General features: G+C 60.7%; 15 protein-coding genes. 11 read left to right on the top strand and 4 right to left on the bottom strand.

The window, feature by feature from the left end:
• Nucleotides 1-57: 57 nt before the first annotated feature.
• From rpsO to FHW37_RS15835, 4 genes are all read right to left on the bottom strand, one after another.
• Complete coding sequence (gene rpsO / locus FHW37_RS15850) at nt 58-327, bottom strand: 30S ribosomal protein S15 (RefSeq protein ID WP_112506949.1); 270 nt, start codon at nt 325-327, stop codon at nt 58-60.
• 156 nt (nt 328-483) lie between these two features.
• Nucleotides 484-1,413 carry a tRNA pseudouridine(55) synthase TruB gene (gene truB, locus FHW37_RS15845; RefSeq protein ID WP_145638152.1) on the bottom strand — a complete coding sequence of 310 codons (930 nt, stop codon included), beginning with the start codon at nt 1,411-1,413 and terminating at the stop codon, nt 484-486.
• A gap of 19 nt (nt 1,414-1,432) precedes the next feature.
• Nucleotides 1,433-1,834, bottom strand: a complete 402-nt coding sequence (gene rbfA / locus FHW37_RS15840) for a 30S ribosome-binding factor RbfA (protein ID WP_145638150.1) — start codon at nt 1,832-1,834, stop codon at nt 1,433-1,435.
• 162 nt (nt 1,835-1,996) lie between these two features.
• Nucleotides 1,997-3,730, bottom strand: a complete 1,734-nt coding sequence (locus tag FHW37_RS15835) for a hypothetical protein (protein WP_145638149.1) — start codon at nt 3,728-3,730, stop codon at nt 1,997-1,999.
• 324 nt (nt 3,731-4,054) lie between these two features.
• Here FHW37_RS15835 and FHW37_RS15830 point away from each other — a divergent pair, with 324 nt between their 5' ends.
• From FHW37_RS15830 to FHW37_RS15780, 11 genes are all read left to right on the top strand, one after another.
• The gene (locus FHW37_RS15830) at nt 4,055-4,381 is read left to right on the top strand and encodes an STAS domain-containing protein (RefSeq protein ID WP_145638148.1); all 327 of its coding nucleotides are present in this window, start codon (nt 4,055-4,057) and stop codon (nt 4,379-4,381) included.
• Nucleotides 4,381-4,749 (top strand): response regulator, encoded by a 369-nt coding sequence (locus FHW37_RS15825; protein WP_145638146.1) that lies wholly within the window; start codon nt 4,381-4,383, stop codon nt 4,747-4,749. The genes FHW37_RS15830 and FHW37_RS15825 overlap by 1 nt, the downstream gene beginning before the upstream one ends.
• Nucleotides 4,746-6,758, top strand: a complete 2,013-nt coding sequence (locus FHW37_RS15820; RefSeq protein ID WP_145638145.1) for a chemotaxis protein CheA — start codon at nt 4,746-4,748, stop codon at nt 6,756-6,758. Before FHW37_RS15825 ends, FHW37_RS15820 begins: the two co-directional genes overlap by 4 nt.
• Nucleotides 6,755-7,249, top strand: coding sequence for a chemotaxis protein CheW (locus FHW37_RS15815; RefSeq protein WP_145638143.1), 495 nt, complete (start codon nt 6,755-6,757; stop codon nt 7,247-7,249). The genes FHW37_RS15820 and FHW37_RS15815 overlap by 4 nt, the downstream gene beginning before the upstream one ends.
• Before the next feature lie 48 nt (nt 7,250-7,297).
• Nucleotides 7,298-9,004, top strand: coding sequence for a methyl-accepting chemotaxis protein (locus tag FHW37_RS15810; protein ID WP_145638141.1), 1,707 nt, complete (start codon nt 7,298-7,300; stop codon nt 9,002-9,004).
• Between the two features lie 201 nt (nt 9,005-9,205).
• Complete coding sequence (locus tag FHW37_RS15805; protein WP_145638139.1) at nt 9,206-11,017, top strand: methyl-accepting chemotaxis protein; 1,812 nt, start codon at nt 9,206-9,208, stop codon at nt 11,015-11,017.
• A gap of 190 nt (nt 11,018-11,207) precedes the next feature.
• Nucleotides 11,208-13,133, top strand: coding sequence for a HAMP domain-containing methyl-accepting chemotaxis protein (locus FHW37_RS15800; RefSeq protein ID WP_145638137.1), 1,926 nt, complete (start codon nt 11,208-11,210; stop codon nt 13,131-13,133).
• Nucleotides 13,134-13,622, top strand: coding sequence for a chemotaxis protein CheW (locus FHW37_RS15795; RefSeq protein WP_145638135.1), 489 nt, complete (start codon nt 13,134-13,136; stop codon nt 13,620-13,622).
• Nucleotides 13,623-13,674: 52 nt separating this feature from the next.
• Entirely contained in the window at nt 13,675-14,532 is an 858-nt protein-coding gene (locus FHW37_RS15790) for a CheR family methyltransferase (RefSeq protein WP_145638134.1), read from the top strand.
• A 3-nt stretch (nt 14,533-14,535) separates the two neighbouring features.
• The gene (locus FHW37_RS15785; protein WP_145638132.1) at nt 14,536-15,621 is read left to right on the top strand and encodes a protein-glutamate methylesterase/protein-glutamine glutaminase; all 1,086 of its coding nucleotides are present in this window, start codon (nt 14,536-14,538) and stop codon (nt 15,619-15,621) included.
• Between the two features lie 115 nt (nt 15,622-15,736).
• Nucleotides 15,737-16,441 carry a ParA family protein gene (locus FHW37_RS15780; protein WP_145638130.1) on the top strand — a complete coding sequence of 235 codons (705 nt, stop codon included), beginning with the start codon at nt 15,737-15,739 and terminating at the stop codon, nt 16,439-16,441.
• Nucleotides 16,442-16,567 lie beyond the last annotated feature (126 nt).

The following is a 16,567-nucleotide window of genomic DNA, read 5'->3' as shown; positions in this document are numbered from 1 at the left end:
CAGAGCCCGAAAAAGGTCCGGCGGATGTTCAATTCAGAACGTCCGCCGGAGAGTTTTTTAGCGACGAACGCCCAGGCTGGTGATCAGCTTGGTGTAACGGCCTTCGTCCTTCTTCTTGAGGTAGTCAAGAAGCGAACGGCGGCTGGAAACCATGGTCAGAAGGCCACGACGGGAGTGGTTGTCCTTCTTGTGGCCCTTGAAGTGTTCGGTCAGGTTGTTGATCCGCTCGGTCAGGATGGCAACCTGGACTTCCGGAGAACCGGTATCGCCTTCGAAGGTTGCGTATTCCTTGATGAGTGCGGTCTTGCGTTCTGCAGTGATCGACATCGTCTGATCCTTTTTATGAAGAGGAAATCGGGTCGCCAAAGGCCGGGATGTCGTCCAGCCTTGGCCGTGAATGCTAAGTCGATGCCCGAAGGCAGCCCCTTGGCTGGCGCTGCCTATAGACCATTCAGGCCACAATTGGAAGAGGCGCGCGGCCGATCAGCCGAACACCCGCTTCGGGCGGAATTCGCCCTGGCCGATCTCGCCGATGGCGATCAGCTTGCCGCGCACCGTGGCATAGGCTTCCGGCTCTTCGACCGGGACATCGCGGCCACGCAGGATGATCGGGTTGCCCATCTTGATGCGATGCGCCTGATCTTCGGTGACCGGCAGATGCGGCAGCGAGGACAGAGCCTCGGCCGTATTGATCAGATAGGCGTCGAGTGCAGCCAGGCGCTCGTCGCGATCCTCGATCTTTTCGAGTTCGACGAGATCTTCGAGCGGCACCATCTTGTCTTCGCCGAAGGGCGCAACGAAGGTGCGGCGGAGATCGGAAATATGGCCGTAACAGCCAAGTTCACGGCCGAAATCGCGGGCGAGAGCACGGACATAGGTGCCCTTGCCACATTCGACCTCGAAATGCGCCATATCACCTTCGGTGCCGAGCAGCGTCAGACGGAAGATTTCGACTTCACGCGACGGGATCTCGACCACTTCGCCGTCACGGGCGAGATCGTAGGCGCGCTCGCCAGCGATCTTGATCGCCGAAAACTGCGGCGGGATCTGGCTGATCGTGCCGGTGTACTTTGGCAGAAGCGCGCGAATATCCTCTTCGGCAGGACGCTTGTCGGAGCTCTGCGTTACCTCGCCCTCGAGATCGTCCGTCGAGCGTTCTTCACCCCAGGTGACCGTGAATTCGTAGATCTTGCGGCCGTCCATGACGTAAGGCACGGTCTTCGTCGCATCGCCGAGCGCGATCGGCAGCATGCCTGATGCAAGCGGATCGAGCGTGCCGGCATGGCCGGCCTTCTGGGCGTTGAACAGCCACTTGATCTTGGAGACGGCTTCCGTCGAGCCGAAATCGATCGGCTTGTCGAGGATCAGCCAGCCGGAAACCGCCCGGCCCTTGGGTTTGCGTGGTTTGGACATATATGCTCTTGGTTCGTGCTTATTCTTCGGTTTCACCATCGAGGTCACGCTGGACCTCGGGCGAGCGCAGGAGCTGATCGATCTTCTTGTAATTGTCGAAGCTCGTATCGTCACGGAAGCGGACTTCCGGCATGTATTTCATCTGCCGGAGCTGGCCGCCGATACGGCCACGGATGAATTTCGAATTGCGGTTCAGCGCCTCGATCACCGCGTTATGATCCGGCACGCCGAGCGGCGTCACATAAGCGGTCGCAATCTTCAGGTCCGGCGACATGCGCACTTCGGACACCGAGATCACGGTCTTTTCAATCAGGTCGTCGCGCACTTCACCGCGCTGCAGGACCTGGGTTATGGCGGCGCGGACCTGTTCTCCAACGCGAAGCATGCGCTGCGAGGGCGCCGAGGATGTTGCCTTGGTCATCGTGTTTCTCTGTATGAGCGTCGCCGGGGTTCGTCCCGAAGCGGGCGCTTCTTCAATTAAAGGCGGTCAAATGACGTAGGGCGGCCTAAAGGTCAAGGCGCGGAGGCGAGATATCTTCGCCGCCACGCCTTCGATATCAGCCGGTCACTGTGTTGCGATGCCTTAAAACAGGGCGTCGTCTATATCGTCATCGCTCATGACAGAGGCGACGACAGCGGTCTCTGCCGGCGGTTCCGTCCCCAGCACGGCAGCATGCAGCTCGCGCTCGGAGACCATAGTGTAGAGACGGCCGATGCGACCGCCGAGATCTGCAAGCGCCGTCTCGATGCCGGCAGCAGGCAGGATCTCTTCGAAAGATGCACTATCCTCGGCGCAGGCGCGCAGGACTTCCCCGAGCTCTGCCTTGAAATCGAGGCGAGCGAGCGAGGCATCCATGTCTCCGACAGCGGTGCGGCTCTGCTCGCTGAGGTTCTTGACCTCGATATCCATGCGGTCTCCGACCAGGCGGATATTGTCGAGCGCCTTTTCGAGCCTCAGGTCCAGCGAATCCTTGGCTTCTGCTTCTTCGATCGCAGTCAGCTTCAGAGCAGCGCCTTCCAGCGTGTGCAGTTCGACCATGATCTTGTCGGCGGTCTCATCGAGCTGGGCGGCATAATTGCGCAGTTCCGCGGTGATGACATTGATCGCCTTGCCCTCTTCGCCGATCTTGCCGCAACGCAGATTGGTGTTGAGCGCCATATAGTGAATGTCGGTGCGTACGAGCTGGACGACACCGATACCCTTGACCAGTTCGTCGACCGTTGCTGCGGTAGAGCGGCTGAGTTCCGAAGCCTCGCCGGCAACGGCCTCGATCTCGCGGACAGCGGTGCGTGCCGCAGCGACATTGCCTTCCAGCTGACGCATCGCATTGTCGCTGCCATCATCATCGCCTTCGGTGATCGCCCGGCGCAAACCGTCGATCTGCATCAGGTCGGAGCGGAAGCTGACAACGGTCGCGACGATCTTGCCGGTGTCTCGGTCGAAATCATCGATCGACTGCCCAAGCTGCATGGAAACGAGCTGGCCGATGACGGCCGAAAGGCTTTCGCGCTGAGCGCCGGTCAGCGACGCTGCTTCCGGAGAAGAGAGATATTCGTCGAGCAGCTTCAGGCTCGACTGGCAATGTTCGATGCGCTGGCGGGTGATATCGCCGATCTGCATTGCCGACAAAGTCGAGGCAAGCTTGCCCTGGATGCCACGGGCAATCGCACGCACGCTTTCAGCGCGCTCCATCAGAAGCTTGCGCTGCTTGCCGATCTCGGTGCCGCCGTTCGAAAGACCCGTGACGATTGCCGGAATAGTCTTGTCATAACTCTGGACGATCTTTTCGCCCTTGACCATGACGGAGCCGAGGCCCTTGCCCAGAAGATTGAGCTTCTTGGCGAAGTCGTCGACCTGGCGGGTGCCTTCCTGGATGCGCTCGAGGATTTCCTCGGCAAACCCGGCAAAATCCGCGATACCGGCGCCAGCAATCTTGGCAGTAACGGCAAAGGTGCGCAGATAACGCAGCGTCTCCTGCATGTCCTCGGCATGGGGGCGCAGGTTCCGTTCGGCACCGGCAAGCGACTTGAAGCCCGTCTGGCGGCCAACTTCTATGCCGCTCAGACCCGAAAGCCGTGCAACCGTCTGCTCGAGCTCGGCCATCGTGGCGTTCGCGGTTTCCTCATCGAGGGAACCGGTGACCTGGTCCAGAGATCCGATCAGCTTGTTCAGGACATCCAGAATCGACAGGAGCGCAGCACCACCTTCGAGGAAACGTTCCTCGATGCGGGAGCGCGCGATCTCCATTCTTTCGACGAGGGCGCCCGGCCCTTGCGATACCGGAGCGATATCCAATTTTGCTGCTGTGACTGCCACGTCGTGCCACCCTTTAACGGTCGGCCGGGCGCCCATAGGGAGCCGGCCATATTTCGCCCTGTTCAATTTGGGACAGCTCTCAGCCGACAGGCGGCACGGGTGTCCTTCGATGAATTCAGTCTGCAATTGAGGGGGTTAACCGGAGGGAAATCGCGTCCCGTTTTTGGGCTGCGTGGTTAATTTTTCGTCCCGCCGGAAGGGTCATTCGACGGCTTACAACTAATACCAATTCATAAGTTACCGAAGCCGATTAACTCGCCGTTAATTATCTAAGACCAAATTTGCAAAGATATTTCAGGAAGTTCGAACTATATTGGGGTATGAATGTCTGTGCCGGACGTTAAAGAAGACCGCATCTCGCTGCCGTCCGCTCTGACCATGCGCGCGATTACTTCGACGCATGCTCAAATTCTCGCTTTCCTGGATGAAAATCCGTCGGCGACAATCGAATTTGAAGAAGAACCACAGGTCGATATCAGCTTCATTCAGCTCATCGAGGCAGCCCGCATCTATGCCGGCACGCAAGGCAAGTCGATTGCGCTTGCCAAGCCCGCGAATGGAGCCCTTCTCGAGACGCTCCGCAGAAGCGGTTTCCTCGAAGGCATGTCGGCCGAAGACGCATATTTCTGGCTTCATCAAGGGGACATTTAATGAGCGCCAATATCCTGACCGTCGATGACTCGGCGAGTATCCGCCTGACCACGAGGGTCGCGTTGACGAATGCGGGTTATCAGGTCACCGAGGCCGTCGATGGCCTCGACGGAATTGCCAAGCTGAATGCCGGCGAATTCGATCTGGTCGTCACCGACCTGAACATGCCGAACATGGACGGCCTGACGATGATCCGCGAACTGCGCAAGCTGCCGGCCCATATGGGCGTGCCGGTCATCTTCCTGACGACGGAATCCGACAACGAGCTGAAGCAGCAGGCGAAATCGGCCGGCGCCACCGGCTGGCTGACCAAGCCGTTCGACCCTGAAAGCCTGGTCAAGATCGTTCGCAAGGTGCTCGGCAGATGAGCTTTCCTGATCCTATCGCCGTCTTTCGGACGGAAGCAGCGGAACTACTCGAGCAGATCGAGGCCGGTCTTCTCGATCTCAATGTGAATCTGGGCGACAAGGATCAGGTGGACGCGGTTTTCCGCGGCCTGCACACGCTCAAGGGTTCCGGCGCGATGTTCGGCTTCGAGGCGCTCGCCGCCTTCACCCACCATTGCGAAACGGCCTTCGACCGGGTGCGCAAGGGCGAAGTGCCGGCAACCCAGGCACTGGTTACCGCCGTTCTCGAAGCTAAGGACCACATGCGGGCCCTGGTCGAGACGCCGACCGGCGACCATGAAGCGGTTGGCGAAACACTCCTCGCCAACCTGCGCCGCGCAGTCGACGGTTCCGGCTCCGGCAGCAATGGAGCGGCAGCCGAAGAGGCCGGCCCCGCCCAGACGCTCTACAAGATGCATTTCAGCCTGCCGCAGAACGCGATGGCAAACGGGACCAACCCGCTGCCACTGCTGGACGAGCTGCGTGAGCTCGGCGAATGCCGCATCGTCGCCGATCGCTCCAACATTCCTGCCCTCGACACGCTTTTCCCGACCGACCTGCATATTTCCTGGGATGTCGAACTTCTGACGACCCAGCCGCGCTCGGCCATTGAAGACGTGTTCATCTTCGTCATGGACGAGATGGAACTGACGATCGAAACGGTCGAGGTTCCGGCCGCTGCAAAACCTGCAACCGCCAAGGCGCCTGCCGCCGAACCGGCAAAGGCCGCGGCAGCGGAACCTGTTGCCGCCAAACCGGTTGCGACGCCGGCACCGGCCGCAGCTCCTGCCCCGACCGATGCCAAGGCCGCCAAGGCTGCGGAAAACGTCCGCGTTCCGGCCGAAAAGCTCGATGAACTGATGGACCGCGTCGGCGAACTGGTGATTGCCCAGTCCCGCCTCAGCCAGCTTGCCGGCGGTAGCGGCGATCTGCAGCTGCGCGCCGTCTCTGAAGACGTGGAACGCCTGTCCGGCGAGTTGCGCGATACGATGATGGTGCTGCGCATGGTGCCGGTCACGCATCTGTTCAGCCGCTTCCGCCGCCTCGTGCACGATCTCGCGCATGAAACCGGCAAGGCGATCGAACTCGTCACCGAGGGTGAAACCACCGAAGTCGACAAGAGCGTCATCGAACGTCTCGCCGACCCGCTCGTCCATCTCGTCCGCAATTCCTGCGACCATGGTCTCGAAACGCCCGAACAGCGTCTTGCGGCGGGCAAGCCGGAGGCCGGAAAGATCATGCTTTCGGCCCGCCAGCAGGCCGGCGAAGTCATCATCACCATCAAGGACGACGGCCGCGGCATCGACAAGGATCGCGTCCGCGCCAAGGCGGAATCCTCCGGTCTGATCGGTGCCAATGCCAACCTGACCGACCAGGAACTCTACCAGCTGATCTTCCAGCCGGGCTTTTCGACGGCACAGACGGTCACCAATCTCTCCGGCCGCGGCGTCGGCATGGACGTGGTGAAGCGGACGATCGACGCCCTGCGCGGCACGATCAACGTCACGAGCCATCCGGGCAAGGGATCGGAAATCTCGCTCGCCATTCCGCTGACGCTTGCGATCATCGACGGCCTGCTCGTGCGGGTCGGCTCCGGCCGCTATGTCATTCCGCTTTCGGCGGTCGAGGAATGCCTCGAACTGTCGATCGAAGAGGACATGCGTTCGCGTGGCCGCAGCTTCATCTCGCTGCGTGACAGCCTCGTGCCGTTCCTGCGACTACGCGACCTGTTCCGGACCGGCACCAAGCCCGATCCGTTCCAGAAGGTCGTCGTCATATCGACCGGTTCCGAGCGTGTCGGTCTCGTCGTCGACCAGATCATCGGCGACCACCAGACGGTCATCAAGTCGATGTCCAAGCTTCATCATGACGTGGCGACCTTCTCGGGCGCCACCATTCTCGGAGACGGGGACGTGGCCCTGATCCTCGACGTCGGTCACCTCGTGGCCGAAGGACAGCAACAGGAGGCGCATCTGCGCGCGGCGGGATGAGTGAAGCAGTCAGAAAAATGCCGGAAGAGCTTTGGGGCGGCCGCGAGGAACTCGAGGTCCTGACCTTCGACATCGCCGGCGAGATGTTTGCGCTCGAAGCCTTCATCGTCCAGGAAATCCTGGATCTGTTGCCCGAGACCAGCGTTCCCGGCGCCAAGGCCTTTGTCGGTGCCGTCATCAACTTTCGCGGAAAGGTCATTCCGCTTGCCGATATTCGGCTCGCCTTCGGCATGGAAGCGACCAAGCCGACGATCGACAGCCGCATCATCGTCATCGAGATCGAAATCGACGACGAGCCGGTCCTGGCCGGCATCCGCACCGACAAGGTGCATGAGGTGACGACACTCCTGCGCACCGCAGGCGAACCGCCACCAAGCGTCGGCATGCGCTGGCGCCCTGATTTCATCGATTGCCTCGTCAAGCGTGGGACCGAGTTCATCATCGTCCCCAATCTTCAGGCGATCTTCTCAGCTCAACACGCTCACGCCTAGGCCGCAGGCCTCAACGGGCAGTGGCCCCTTTTGAACGGGAATAAAAAGATGCGTGCTTCAATCAAGCTCAAACTGGCAGCGGCATTCGGCTTCGTCATCCTGATGCTGGCCGCCACTGCGACCTATGGCCTTATCAGCCTTTCCAGCCTCAATGACACGCTCGAGAACGTGTTGCAGGGACCAGCCATGCGGCTCAAGCTGGCGCAGTCGCTGAACAACGAGCAGTTGCAGCAGATCCGTCAGCAGAAGAACCTTCTCCTGGCCGCCAGCCCCAATGACATGCAGGGCGCCATTGCCAAGGGCGATGATGCGCGCCGCGCTTTCGACGAAACGTTCAAGGCCGTTGAATCGCGCGCCACCGAGCAGGGCAAGGTTCTCTGGGGTAAGCTCGCGGCCTTCACTGTCGAATTCCGCAAGCATGACGACGAAATCCGCAAGCTGATGCTGGCCGGAGATGCAACCGGCGCCAACAAGATTTCCTCGAACGAAGCCCGTACGGTCACCAACCAGATCGATGCCCTGCTTTCCGACGTGGTCAAGCTTGAAGAAGGTCGTCTGGACGATGCCGATGCACAAGCCGATATCGACTATGCACAGACCCGCCTGATCATGATCTCGGTCGCGGCTGGCGCTTTCCTGATTGCCGCCCTTGCCGCCTTCTGGATCGCCATGAGCATCAACAAGGGCCTCGGCAATGCCGTGCGCGCCGTGCAGAGCGTTGCCGATGGCGACCTGACCCGCTTTGCGCCGATCACCAGCAAGGACGAGATCGGCGAGCTGCTCGGCTACGTCAACACGATGATCGAGCGTCTGCGTGGCGTGGTCGGCGATGCGCTTGCAGCCTCCGACAACGTCTCCTCGGGCAGCCAGGAACTGTCGGCCAGCGCCGAGCAGCTTTCGCAGGGCGCGACCGAACAGGCATCGGCTGCCGAAGAGGCTTCCGCCTCGATGGAAGAGATGGCCGCCAACATCAAGCAGAACGCAGACAACGCTGCCCAGACCGAGAAGATTGCCCGCCAGTCTTCGCGTGATGCCGAAGCTTCCGGCCAGGCCGTTGGCCGTGCCGTTGGCGCCATGCGCACGATCGCAGAAAAAATCTCGATCGTTCAGGAAATCGCCCGCCAGACCGACCTTCTCGCCCTGAACGCCGCCGTCGAGGCAGCGCGTGCCGGCGAACATGGCAAGGGTTTTGCTGTTGTCGCTTCGGAAGTCCGCAAGCTTGCAGAACGCAGCCAGGCTGCTGCTGCCGAAATCAGCGCACTTTCGGGCGAGACCGTGCAGGTTGCGACTGATGCTGGCGAGATGCTGAACAAGCTGGTGCCGGATATCCAGAAGACGGCGGAACTGGTTTCGGAAATCTCGGCCGCCTGCCGCGAGCAGGACATCGGTGCAAGCCAGATCAACGAAGCGATCCAGCAGCTCGACAAGGTTACCCAGCAGAACGCAGGCGCTTCGGAAGAAATGTCGGCAACCTCGGAAGAGCTCGCATCGCAGGCTGAAGAGCTGCAGGCCTCGATCGCCTTCTTCCGCATCGAACAGTCGGGTTCCAGCCAGAAGGGCAAGCGCGCGGCAGCGGCTCCGGCACGCCAGGCAGCCAAGCCTGCTGCCAAGCCGGCAGCACAGCGCCCGGCCGTCCGCAGCAGCGGCAGCGACCACTCGGTCTCGAGCCAGCAGGCACGTGCCAAGGGATTTGCCCTCGACATGTCGATGGGCGGCCCTGACGCCGACGACGCGGATTTCCGCGAAAGCGCCTGATGCAACTGAATTCGATCCCGGCCTGATCTTGGCCGGGATCACCGCCGCCGTGTGTATGCGACGACGTTGGCCGGTTCCGCCGGTTCGGGCAGATGATCGAATGTATCGATCTTACGCCCATCAACTTGCCCTGCCTTGGGTACCGGAGAGCCGGATCCAGACAGGCTGATGTCGAAATAGCGCATATCGGGGGATACGATCTTGCGGTTTACTATCAAGCTTAAGCTGGCCCTGACCTTCGGCCTCATTCTTGTCGCGACGGCCGCCATGGCGATGTTCGCGATCTCCAGCCTTTCGAGCCTGAATGGTGCGATTACCGACATCATCGCTGGCCCGACGACCAATGTCAGGGTTGCCGGCGAACTGACGGATGCGATCAACAATTCCATCCGTGCCGAAAAGAACGCGATCATGAACACTGACGCGTCGCAGATTTCCGGTTATGCCGATCAGGTTGCCAAGGCACGCCAGGCTGTCCAGGCTTCACTCACCGTCCTCGACAACGAGCAGGCAAGCGGCGTCAAGGCCCGGCTTGTGGAGTTCCGCAACGCCATGCCGGACTGGGTTGCCATGCAGGACCAGATCATCGGGCTGGCCAAGCAGAATACGAGCGAGTCCAACGACCGCGCCGCCGGCCTTTCCATGGGCGAAGGTGTGAAAATCACCAACCGCCTGATGCAGAGCGTCGCCGGCCTGAATGACGAGATTTCGAAGGACCTCAAGGCGACGGACGAGTCGACCAACATCCAGTACGAAAACGCACGTAACATGCTGATCGGCGTCGTTATCGTTCTTCTGATCTTCTCCATCGCAATGGCATTGTGGATTTCTCTCGGCATCAATTCCGGCCTGAAGAAGATCTCTGCCGTCGTAGACGCGGTAGCCATCGGCGATCTGAACAAGGATGTCGAAGTCAAGTCCAACGACGAAATCCGCGATCTCGTTCAGACCATCAACGTCATGACCAGCAACCTGCGCAATACGGCCAATGTTGCCGACCAGATCGCCGGCGGCAATCTGACGATATCGCCGAAGCCGCTTTCCGACAAGGATACGCTCGGCATCGCGCTGGAAAGCATGGTCGAACGCCTGCGTGGCGTTGTTGCCGATGCACTTTCGGCTGCCAACAACGTCTCCTCGGGCAGCCAGGAACTGTCTTCCAGCTCGGAGCAGCTTTCGCAGGGTGCGACCGAACAGGCTTCCTCGGCCGAAGAGGCTTCCGCCTCGATGGAAGAGATGGCCGCCAACATCAAGCAGAACGCAGATAACGCTGCCCAGACCGAGAAGATCGCCCGCCAGTCGTCCAAGGATGCGGAAGCTTCCGGCGAGGCCGTCGGCCGTGCCGTTGGCGCCATGCGCGTGATTGCCGAAAAGATCTCGATCGTTCAGGAAATCGCCCGCCAGACCGACCTTCTCGCTCTGAACGCCGCCGTCGAGGCAGCGCGTGCCGGCGAGCATGGCAAGGGCTTTGCTGTTGTCGCTTCGGAAGTCCGCAAACTTGCAGAACGCAGCCAGGCTGCTGCTGCCGAGATCAGCGCTCTCTCGGGCGAAACCGTCCAGGTTGCGACCGAAGCCGGCGACATGCTGAACAAGCTCGTTCCCGCCATCCACAAGACCGCCGAACTGGTCTCGGAAATCTCGGCCGCCTGCCGCGAGCAGGACATAGGTGCAAGCCAGATCAACGAAGCGATCCAGCAGCTCGACAAGGTCACGCAGCAGAACGCCGGTGCCTCGGAAGAGATGTCTTCGACCTCCGAAGAACTGGCGGCGCAGGCTGAAGAACTGCAGGCCTCGATTGCCTTCTTCCGGGTCGACAATGCCAGCAAGGCGCGCATGCAGTCGGAAGCCGCAGTGGCACGGCCTGCCGCCAAGGCGCCGGCTCCCAAGCCCATGATGCCGAAGGCTCAGGATCGCTCGGTGGCAGCACAGCAGTCACGTGCCAAGGGTTTTGCTCTCGATCTCGCCATGGGCGGACCGGACAGCGAAGACCACGACTTCAGAGCGAGCGCCTGAGCGTATCGTTCCCATGATCCGTCGAGGCCGGTCCGTCCGGCCTCGACCACGTGCAGGATGAACCTGCATCGATGTCTGATCGAATGATGCTTTTCACGAGGTCACGCCCCTTTAACCGGCGGTCTCGGCATCCATGAGGCGACATCTGCGGACGGAGATGGACCTTTTTTCAGAATGGATGGATATCGAGATGCGCTTTACAATCAAATGGAAATTAGGGCTGGGTTTCGGCCTGCTGACGCTTTCTCTCATTGGTATTGCCGGCTTTGCGGCCGTAAGCCTTCACGATCTCGATGACGCAAACAGCGGTCTGATCGACGGCCCTGTCCGCCGTCTCGAGCTGGCATTGAACGCCGATATTGCCGAGATCGATGCCATTCGTGCCCAGAAGAACGCGCTTCTGGTTTCCAATCCGGCGCAATCGCTGAAATTCTTCGAGGAAGGCCGCGCCAACCTCGCCACGATGACCAAGATGTTCGAAGAAGGCGTCTCGATCGCGCCTGCCGACGAAAAGCCGCGCTGGCAGAAACTCGTCGCCTATAGCGCCACCTTCCTGACCGATACGAAAAATCTCGAGGCGCTTCACGCCAAGGGCGACAATGCCGGTGCCACCGAGATATCGATGGGCGAGCTGCGCGACCTGACGGTCGAAATGAACAACGAGATCAAGGCACTGGTTGATCTGCAGCGCAGCAACATGGCCGAGACCGGTAGGGAAAACGACGCGCTGTTTGACGAAACCATGCTGATCATGGGGATCGTTGCGGCAGCGGCAGTGCTCCTGGCAATCGGTGCTTCCGTATGGATCATGCTCGGCATCAGCCGCGGCCTTGGCAAGATCGCATCCGTCGCCAATGCCGTTGCGATCGGCGACCTGAACCAGAAGGTCGAAGTCAAGACGAATGACGAGATCAAGGATCTGATCGATACCGTCAACGTGATGACCGGCAATCTGCGCGGCACTGCCGGCATTGCCGACCGTATCGCCGCCGGCGACCTTTCCGTCGATGCCAAGCCTCTGTCGGACAAGGACATGCTCGGCACCGCGATGCAGAACATGGTCACCAACCTGCGCAGCACGGCCAATGTCGCCAACCAGATCGCGAATGGCGATCTGACCATTTCGCCAAAACCGCTGTCCGACAAGGACGTGCTCGGCCTTGCCCTGCAGAGCATGGTAGAGCGCCTGCGTGGCGTCGTTTCGGACGCGCTGTCGGCCTCGACCAATGTTTCCTCGGGCAGCCAGGAACTGTCTTCCAGCTCCGAACAGCTTTCGCAGGGGGCGACGGAACAGGCATCGTCGGCTGAAGAGGCTTCCGCTTCGATGGAAGAGATGGCCGCCAATATCAAGCAGAATGCCGATAACGCGGCCCAGACCGAAAAGATCGCCCGCCAGTCGTCCAAGGATGCCGAGGCTTCCGGCCAGGCCGTTGCACGCGCCGTCGGCGCGATGCGCACGATCGCCGACAAGATCTCGATCGTGCAGGAAATTGCTCGCCAGACCGACCTTCTCGCCCTCAACGCCGCGGTGGAAGCTGCTCGCGCTGGCGAACATGGCCGTGGTTTTGCGGTTGTTGCTTCGGAAGTAAGAAAGCTCGCCGAACGCAGCCAGACGGCGGCCGCCGAAATCAGCGCGCTCTCTGGCGAGACCGTGCAGGTCGCGACCGATGCAGGCGAAATGCTCAACAAGCTGGTGCCAGACATTCACAAGACCGCCGAGCTGGTGGCCGAGATTTCGGCGGCCTGCCGCGAGCAGGATATCGGTGCGAGCCAGATCAACGAAGCGATCCAGCAGCTCGACAAGGTAACCCAGCAGAATGCCGGCGCCTCGGAACAGGTTTCGGCCACGTCCGAAGAACTGGCGGCGCAGGCGGAAGAACTGCAGGCCTCTATCGCCTTCTTCCGCGTGGACCGTGGCAATGCACGGGACCGTTCGCAGGCTGCCTCTGCCCCGGCAGCGGCCAAACGCCGGCCCGGCGAAGCAGGCCGTTCTCATGAAAATTCCGGCCACGAACGCCCCGTGGCATCACAGCAGGCTCGTGCCCGGGGCTTTGCCCTCGACATGTCCATGGGCGGACCAGACCAGGACGACGACGAATTCAAGGAAAGCGCGTAAATGGCAAGCACATCCCCTGAATCACAGTTTGTGACCTTCAGCCTCGGCGAGGAGATTTTCGCGGTCCCCGTCGAGGTGGTTCGCGAAATCCTCGACCATGAGGAGCCGTTCAAGATCCCGCATGGACCGGACTATCTTCTTGGCCTGCGCGATGTGCGCGGCCAGGGGGTTCCGGTGATCGATCTCCGGCTTCGTCTCGGCATGTCGCGGACGGAAAAGACGCCGCATACGCGGATCCTGGTTCTCGACGTTCCCGTCGCGGACCGGGTTCTGGCACTCGGACTCGTTGCCGACCGGGTCTACGAGGTCGTGCCCTTCCGCGAAGACCAGATCGAGACGGCACCGGATATCGGCGTGCGCTGGCGCTCGGACTATATCGCGGGTGTCGTCAGGCGGGATGTCGGTTTCGTCGTCATCATCGACCTTGCCCGGCTGTTCTCGGATTCGGGCTCCGCACTGGCCGGCGTCGGCGCGCAGAAGGTCGCCTGATCGCGCGCCGCAATCGCGTGAACTGAACAAGTAAAGAGTACGAGGGGTCGGCGTGGATACGGCAATCAGGAGCCAGTCGCTGGACGACAGGCTGAGCAAGCGCAATTTCGACCTGCTGTCGAAATACATTTACGACTATAGCGGCATCAAGATGCCGCTCAACAAGATGACCATGCTTGAAGGCCGCCTGCGCCGCAGGCTGCGCCTGACCGGCATGACGAGTTTCGACTCCTATTGCGATTATCTGTTCAAGCATGGCGGGCTCGAGCAGGAAGCGATCCACCTGATCGATGCGGTCACCACCAACAAGACGGACTTTTTCCGCGAGCCGAAACATTTCGACTACATGGTCAGCCACGCGCTGCCGGATATCCTGAAATCCTTCGGCGACCGCAGGCTCAGGACCTGGAGCTCCGCTTGCTCGACCGGTGCCGAGCCCTATACGATGGCGATGGTGCTTTCCGAATATCTGGGTGCCAAGGCACCGGAGCGGGATTACTTCGTTCTCGCCACAGATCTTTCGACGGACGTGCTCGATAAAGCCAAGCGCGGCATCTACCAGAACGAACTTCTGCAGCCGGTCCCCGGCGAGATGATGCGCAAATATGTGATGAAATCGGCCGACAACCGCCGCCACGAGATGCGTATCAGCCCGAAGCTGCGCACCAAGCTTGGTTTTGCGCGGCTGAACCTGATGGACGACAAATATCCGGTCGGCGATCCGATGCACATCATCTTCTGCCGCAACGTGCTGATCTATTTCGACAAGCCGACACAGCAGCATGTTCTGAACCGCCTTTGCGACTGCCTCCTGCCCGGCGGATATCTTTTCATCGGCCATTCGGAAACCGTCACCGGCTTCGACCTGCCGGTGAAACAGGTTGCCAACACGGTGTTCAAGAAAGGCTGAGAGATGGCGGCAGGCAAGATCAAGGTTCTGATCATCGACGATTCCGCCAGTGTGCGGCAGACGCTGAGTTCGGTGCTTTCCGCCGATCCGGATATCGAGGTTATGGGCGTTGCCAACGATCCATTCATGGCAGCGCGGAAAATCCGCGAAGAAATTCCGGACGTCATTACCCTCGACGTCGAGATGCCGCAAATGGACGGGATCACCTTCCTGCGCAAGCTGATGGCGCAGCATCCCATTCCTGTCGTGATGTGCTCATCGCTGACCGAGAGCGGTTCAGAGACACTGATGCAGGCGCTTGAGGCAGGCGCTGTCGATATCATCCTCAAGCCGAAGATCGGTGCAGCCGATCATCTGGCTGAGGCGGCAGACCGTATCCGCACGGTCGTAAAGTCTGCCGCCAATGCGCGGGTCTCGAAACACCGTGCTACGCGACTGACGGAGCGCAACTCGACTGCCAAACTGACGGCCGATGCCGTTCTGCCGCCGCCGAGGATCGGTGCCATGGCGAAGACGACGGAAATGGTCGTCTGCGTCGGCGCCTCGACCGGCGGAACGGAAGCGCTGCGCGAACTTTTGGAAGCATTGCCGGCCAATTCGCCAGGCATGGTCATCGTCCAGCACATGCCGGAGAAATTTACCGCCGCCTTTGCAAAACGCCTCAATGGCCTCTGCGAAGTCGAGGTCAAGGAAGCGGTCGATGGCGACCCTGTGCTGCGCGGACACGTGCTGATCGCGCCCGGCGACAAGCATATGCTGCTTGAACGCAAGGGCGCGCGCTACGAGGTTTCGGTGCGTGAGGGCCCGTTGGTCAGCCGGCACCGGCCTTCGGTCGATGTGTTGTTCCGATCGGCGGCGCGCTCAGCCGGTGCCAATGCGATGGGCGTGATCATGACCGGCATGGGCGATGACGGCGCCCGCGGCATGAACGAGATGCACCAGGCCGGCGCCTATACGGTGGCGCAGGATGAAGCGAGCTCCGTCGTGTTCGGCATGCCCAAGGAAGCGATCGCCCATGGCGGCGTCGACAAGGTGGTTTCGCTCGATCAGATCGCTCGGGAAATCCTGGCCGCAGATCGTCGCCGATGAAGGTTCACAGTCCGATTTTTGGTCTTCGTTAACCATGTTGGACCAAGAATCGGACGGCGCATCATGAGGGTGCGGTTCAGAGCGGTCAGCTCGCAGCCGAACAGGAATTCCCCTTATGCCAGTCATCACGTTTGCCAATACCAAGGGCGGCGCCGGCAAGACGACCGCCGTGCTTCTGCTTGCCTCCGACCTTGCCCAGCAGGGATATCGCGTCACGGTTCTCGACGCCGACCCGCAGCGCTGGATTTCGAGATGGCACCAGATGTCGCCGCAGAATGACCGGCTCAACGTCATTTCCTACGTGACCCAGGCTTCGATCGAACGGCATATTTCCGAAAACCTTTACAAGACAGATTATTTCGTCGTTGACCTGCCCGGCGCCCAGAGCCCGCTGCTGGCCAAGGCAATCGGCCTTTCCGACCATGTTCTGATCCCGATACAGGGCTGCGCCATGGATGCCCAGGGCGGCGCAAACGTGCTCGAACTCTTGCGTTTCCTCGACGAGAAGGGTGGCATCCGCGTCAACCATTCCGTCGTGCTGACCCGCGTCAACTCGATGGTGACGACGCGCGCCCTGCTGGCCGTCAAAATGCTGCTGGCCGAACGGGGCGTTGAAGTGCTCGGCACGCCGATCATCGAACGCGCCGCCTTCCGTGACATCTTCGATCTCGGCGGCACGCTCTACACGATGGACGAAAACCGTATCAGCAATCTCGACAAGGCCCGCCAGAATGCCCGCGCCTTTGCGATGGAAATGATCCGTCGTGTGCCGCTGAAGGGTACCAGGACGCTGTCGAGCCGCTTCGTCAGCGCCGCCTAAACCGCGCCACTGTTTATGCGCCGGACATCGCGGCCCTGCCTGCCGCGATGATACTTCCGATCTGCGATCAAAGGTTTGCTCTCTCCCGAAGACGCGTTACACAGATGTGAAGCATTCGGGAGGCAG

The sequence above is a fragment of the Neorhizobium alkalisoli genome (assembly GCF_007829835.1).
Lineage (GTDB): Bacteria > Pseudomonadota > Alphaproteobacteria > Rhizobiales > Rhizobiaceae > Neorhizobium.
Note: the sequence above shows the minus strand (reverse complement) of the source record. Positions and strands in the feature narration are given on the sequence as shown.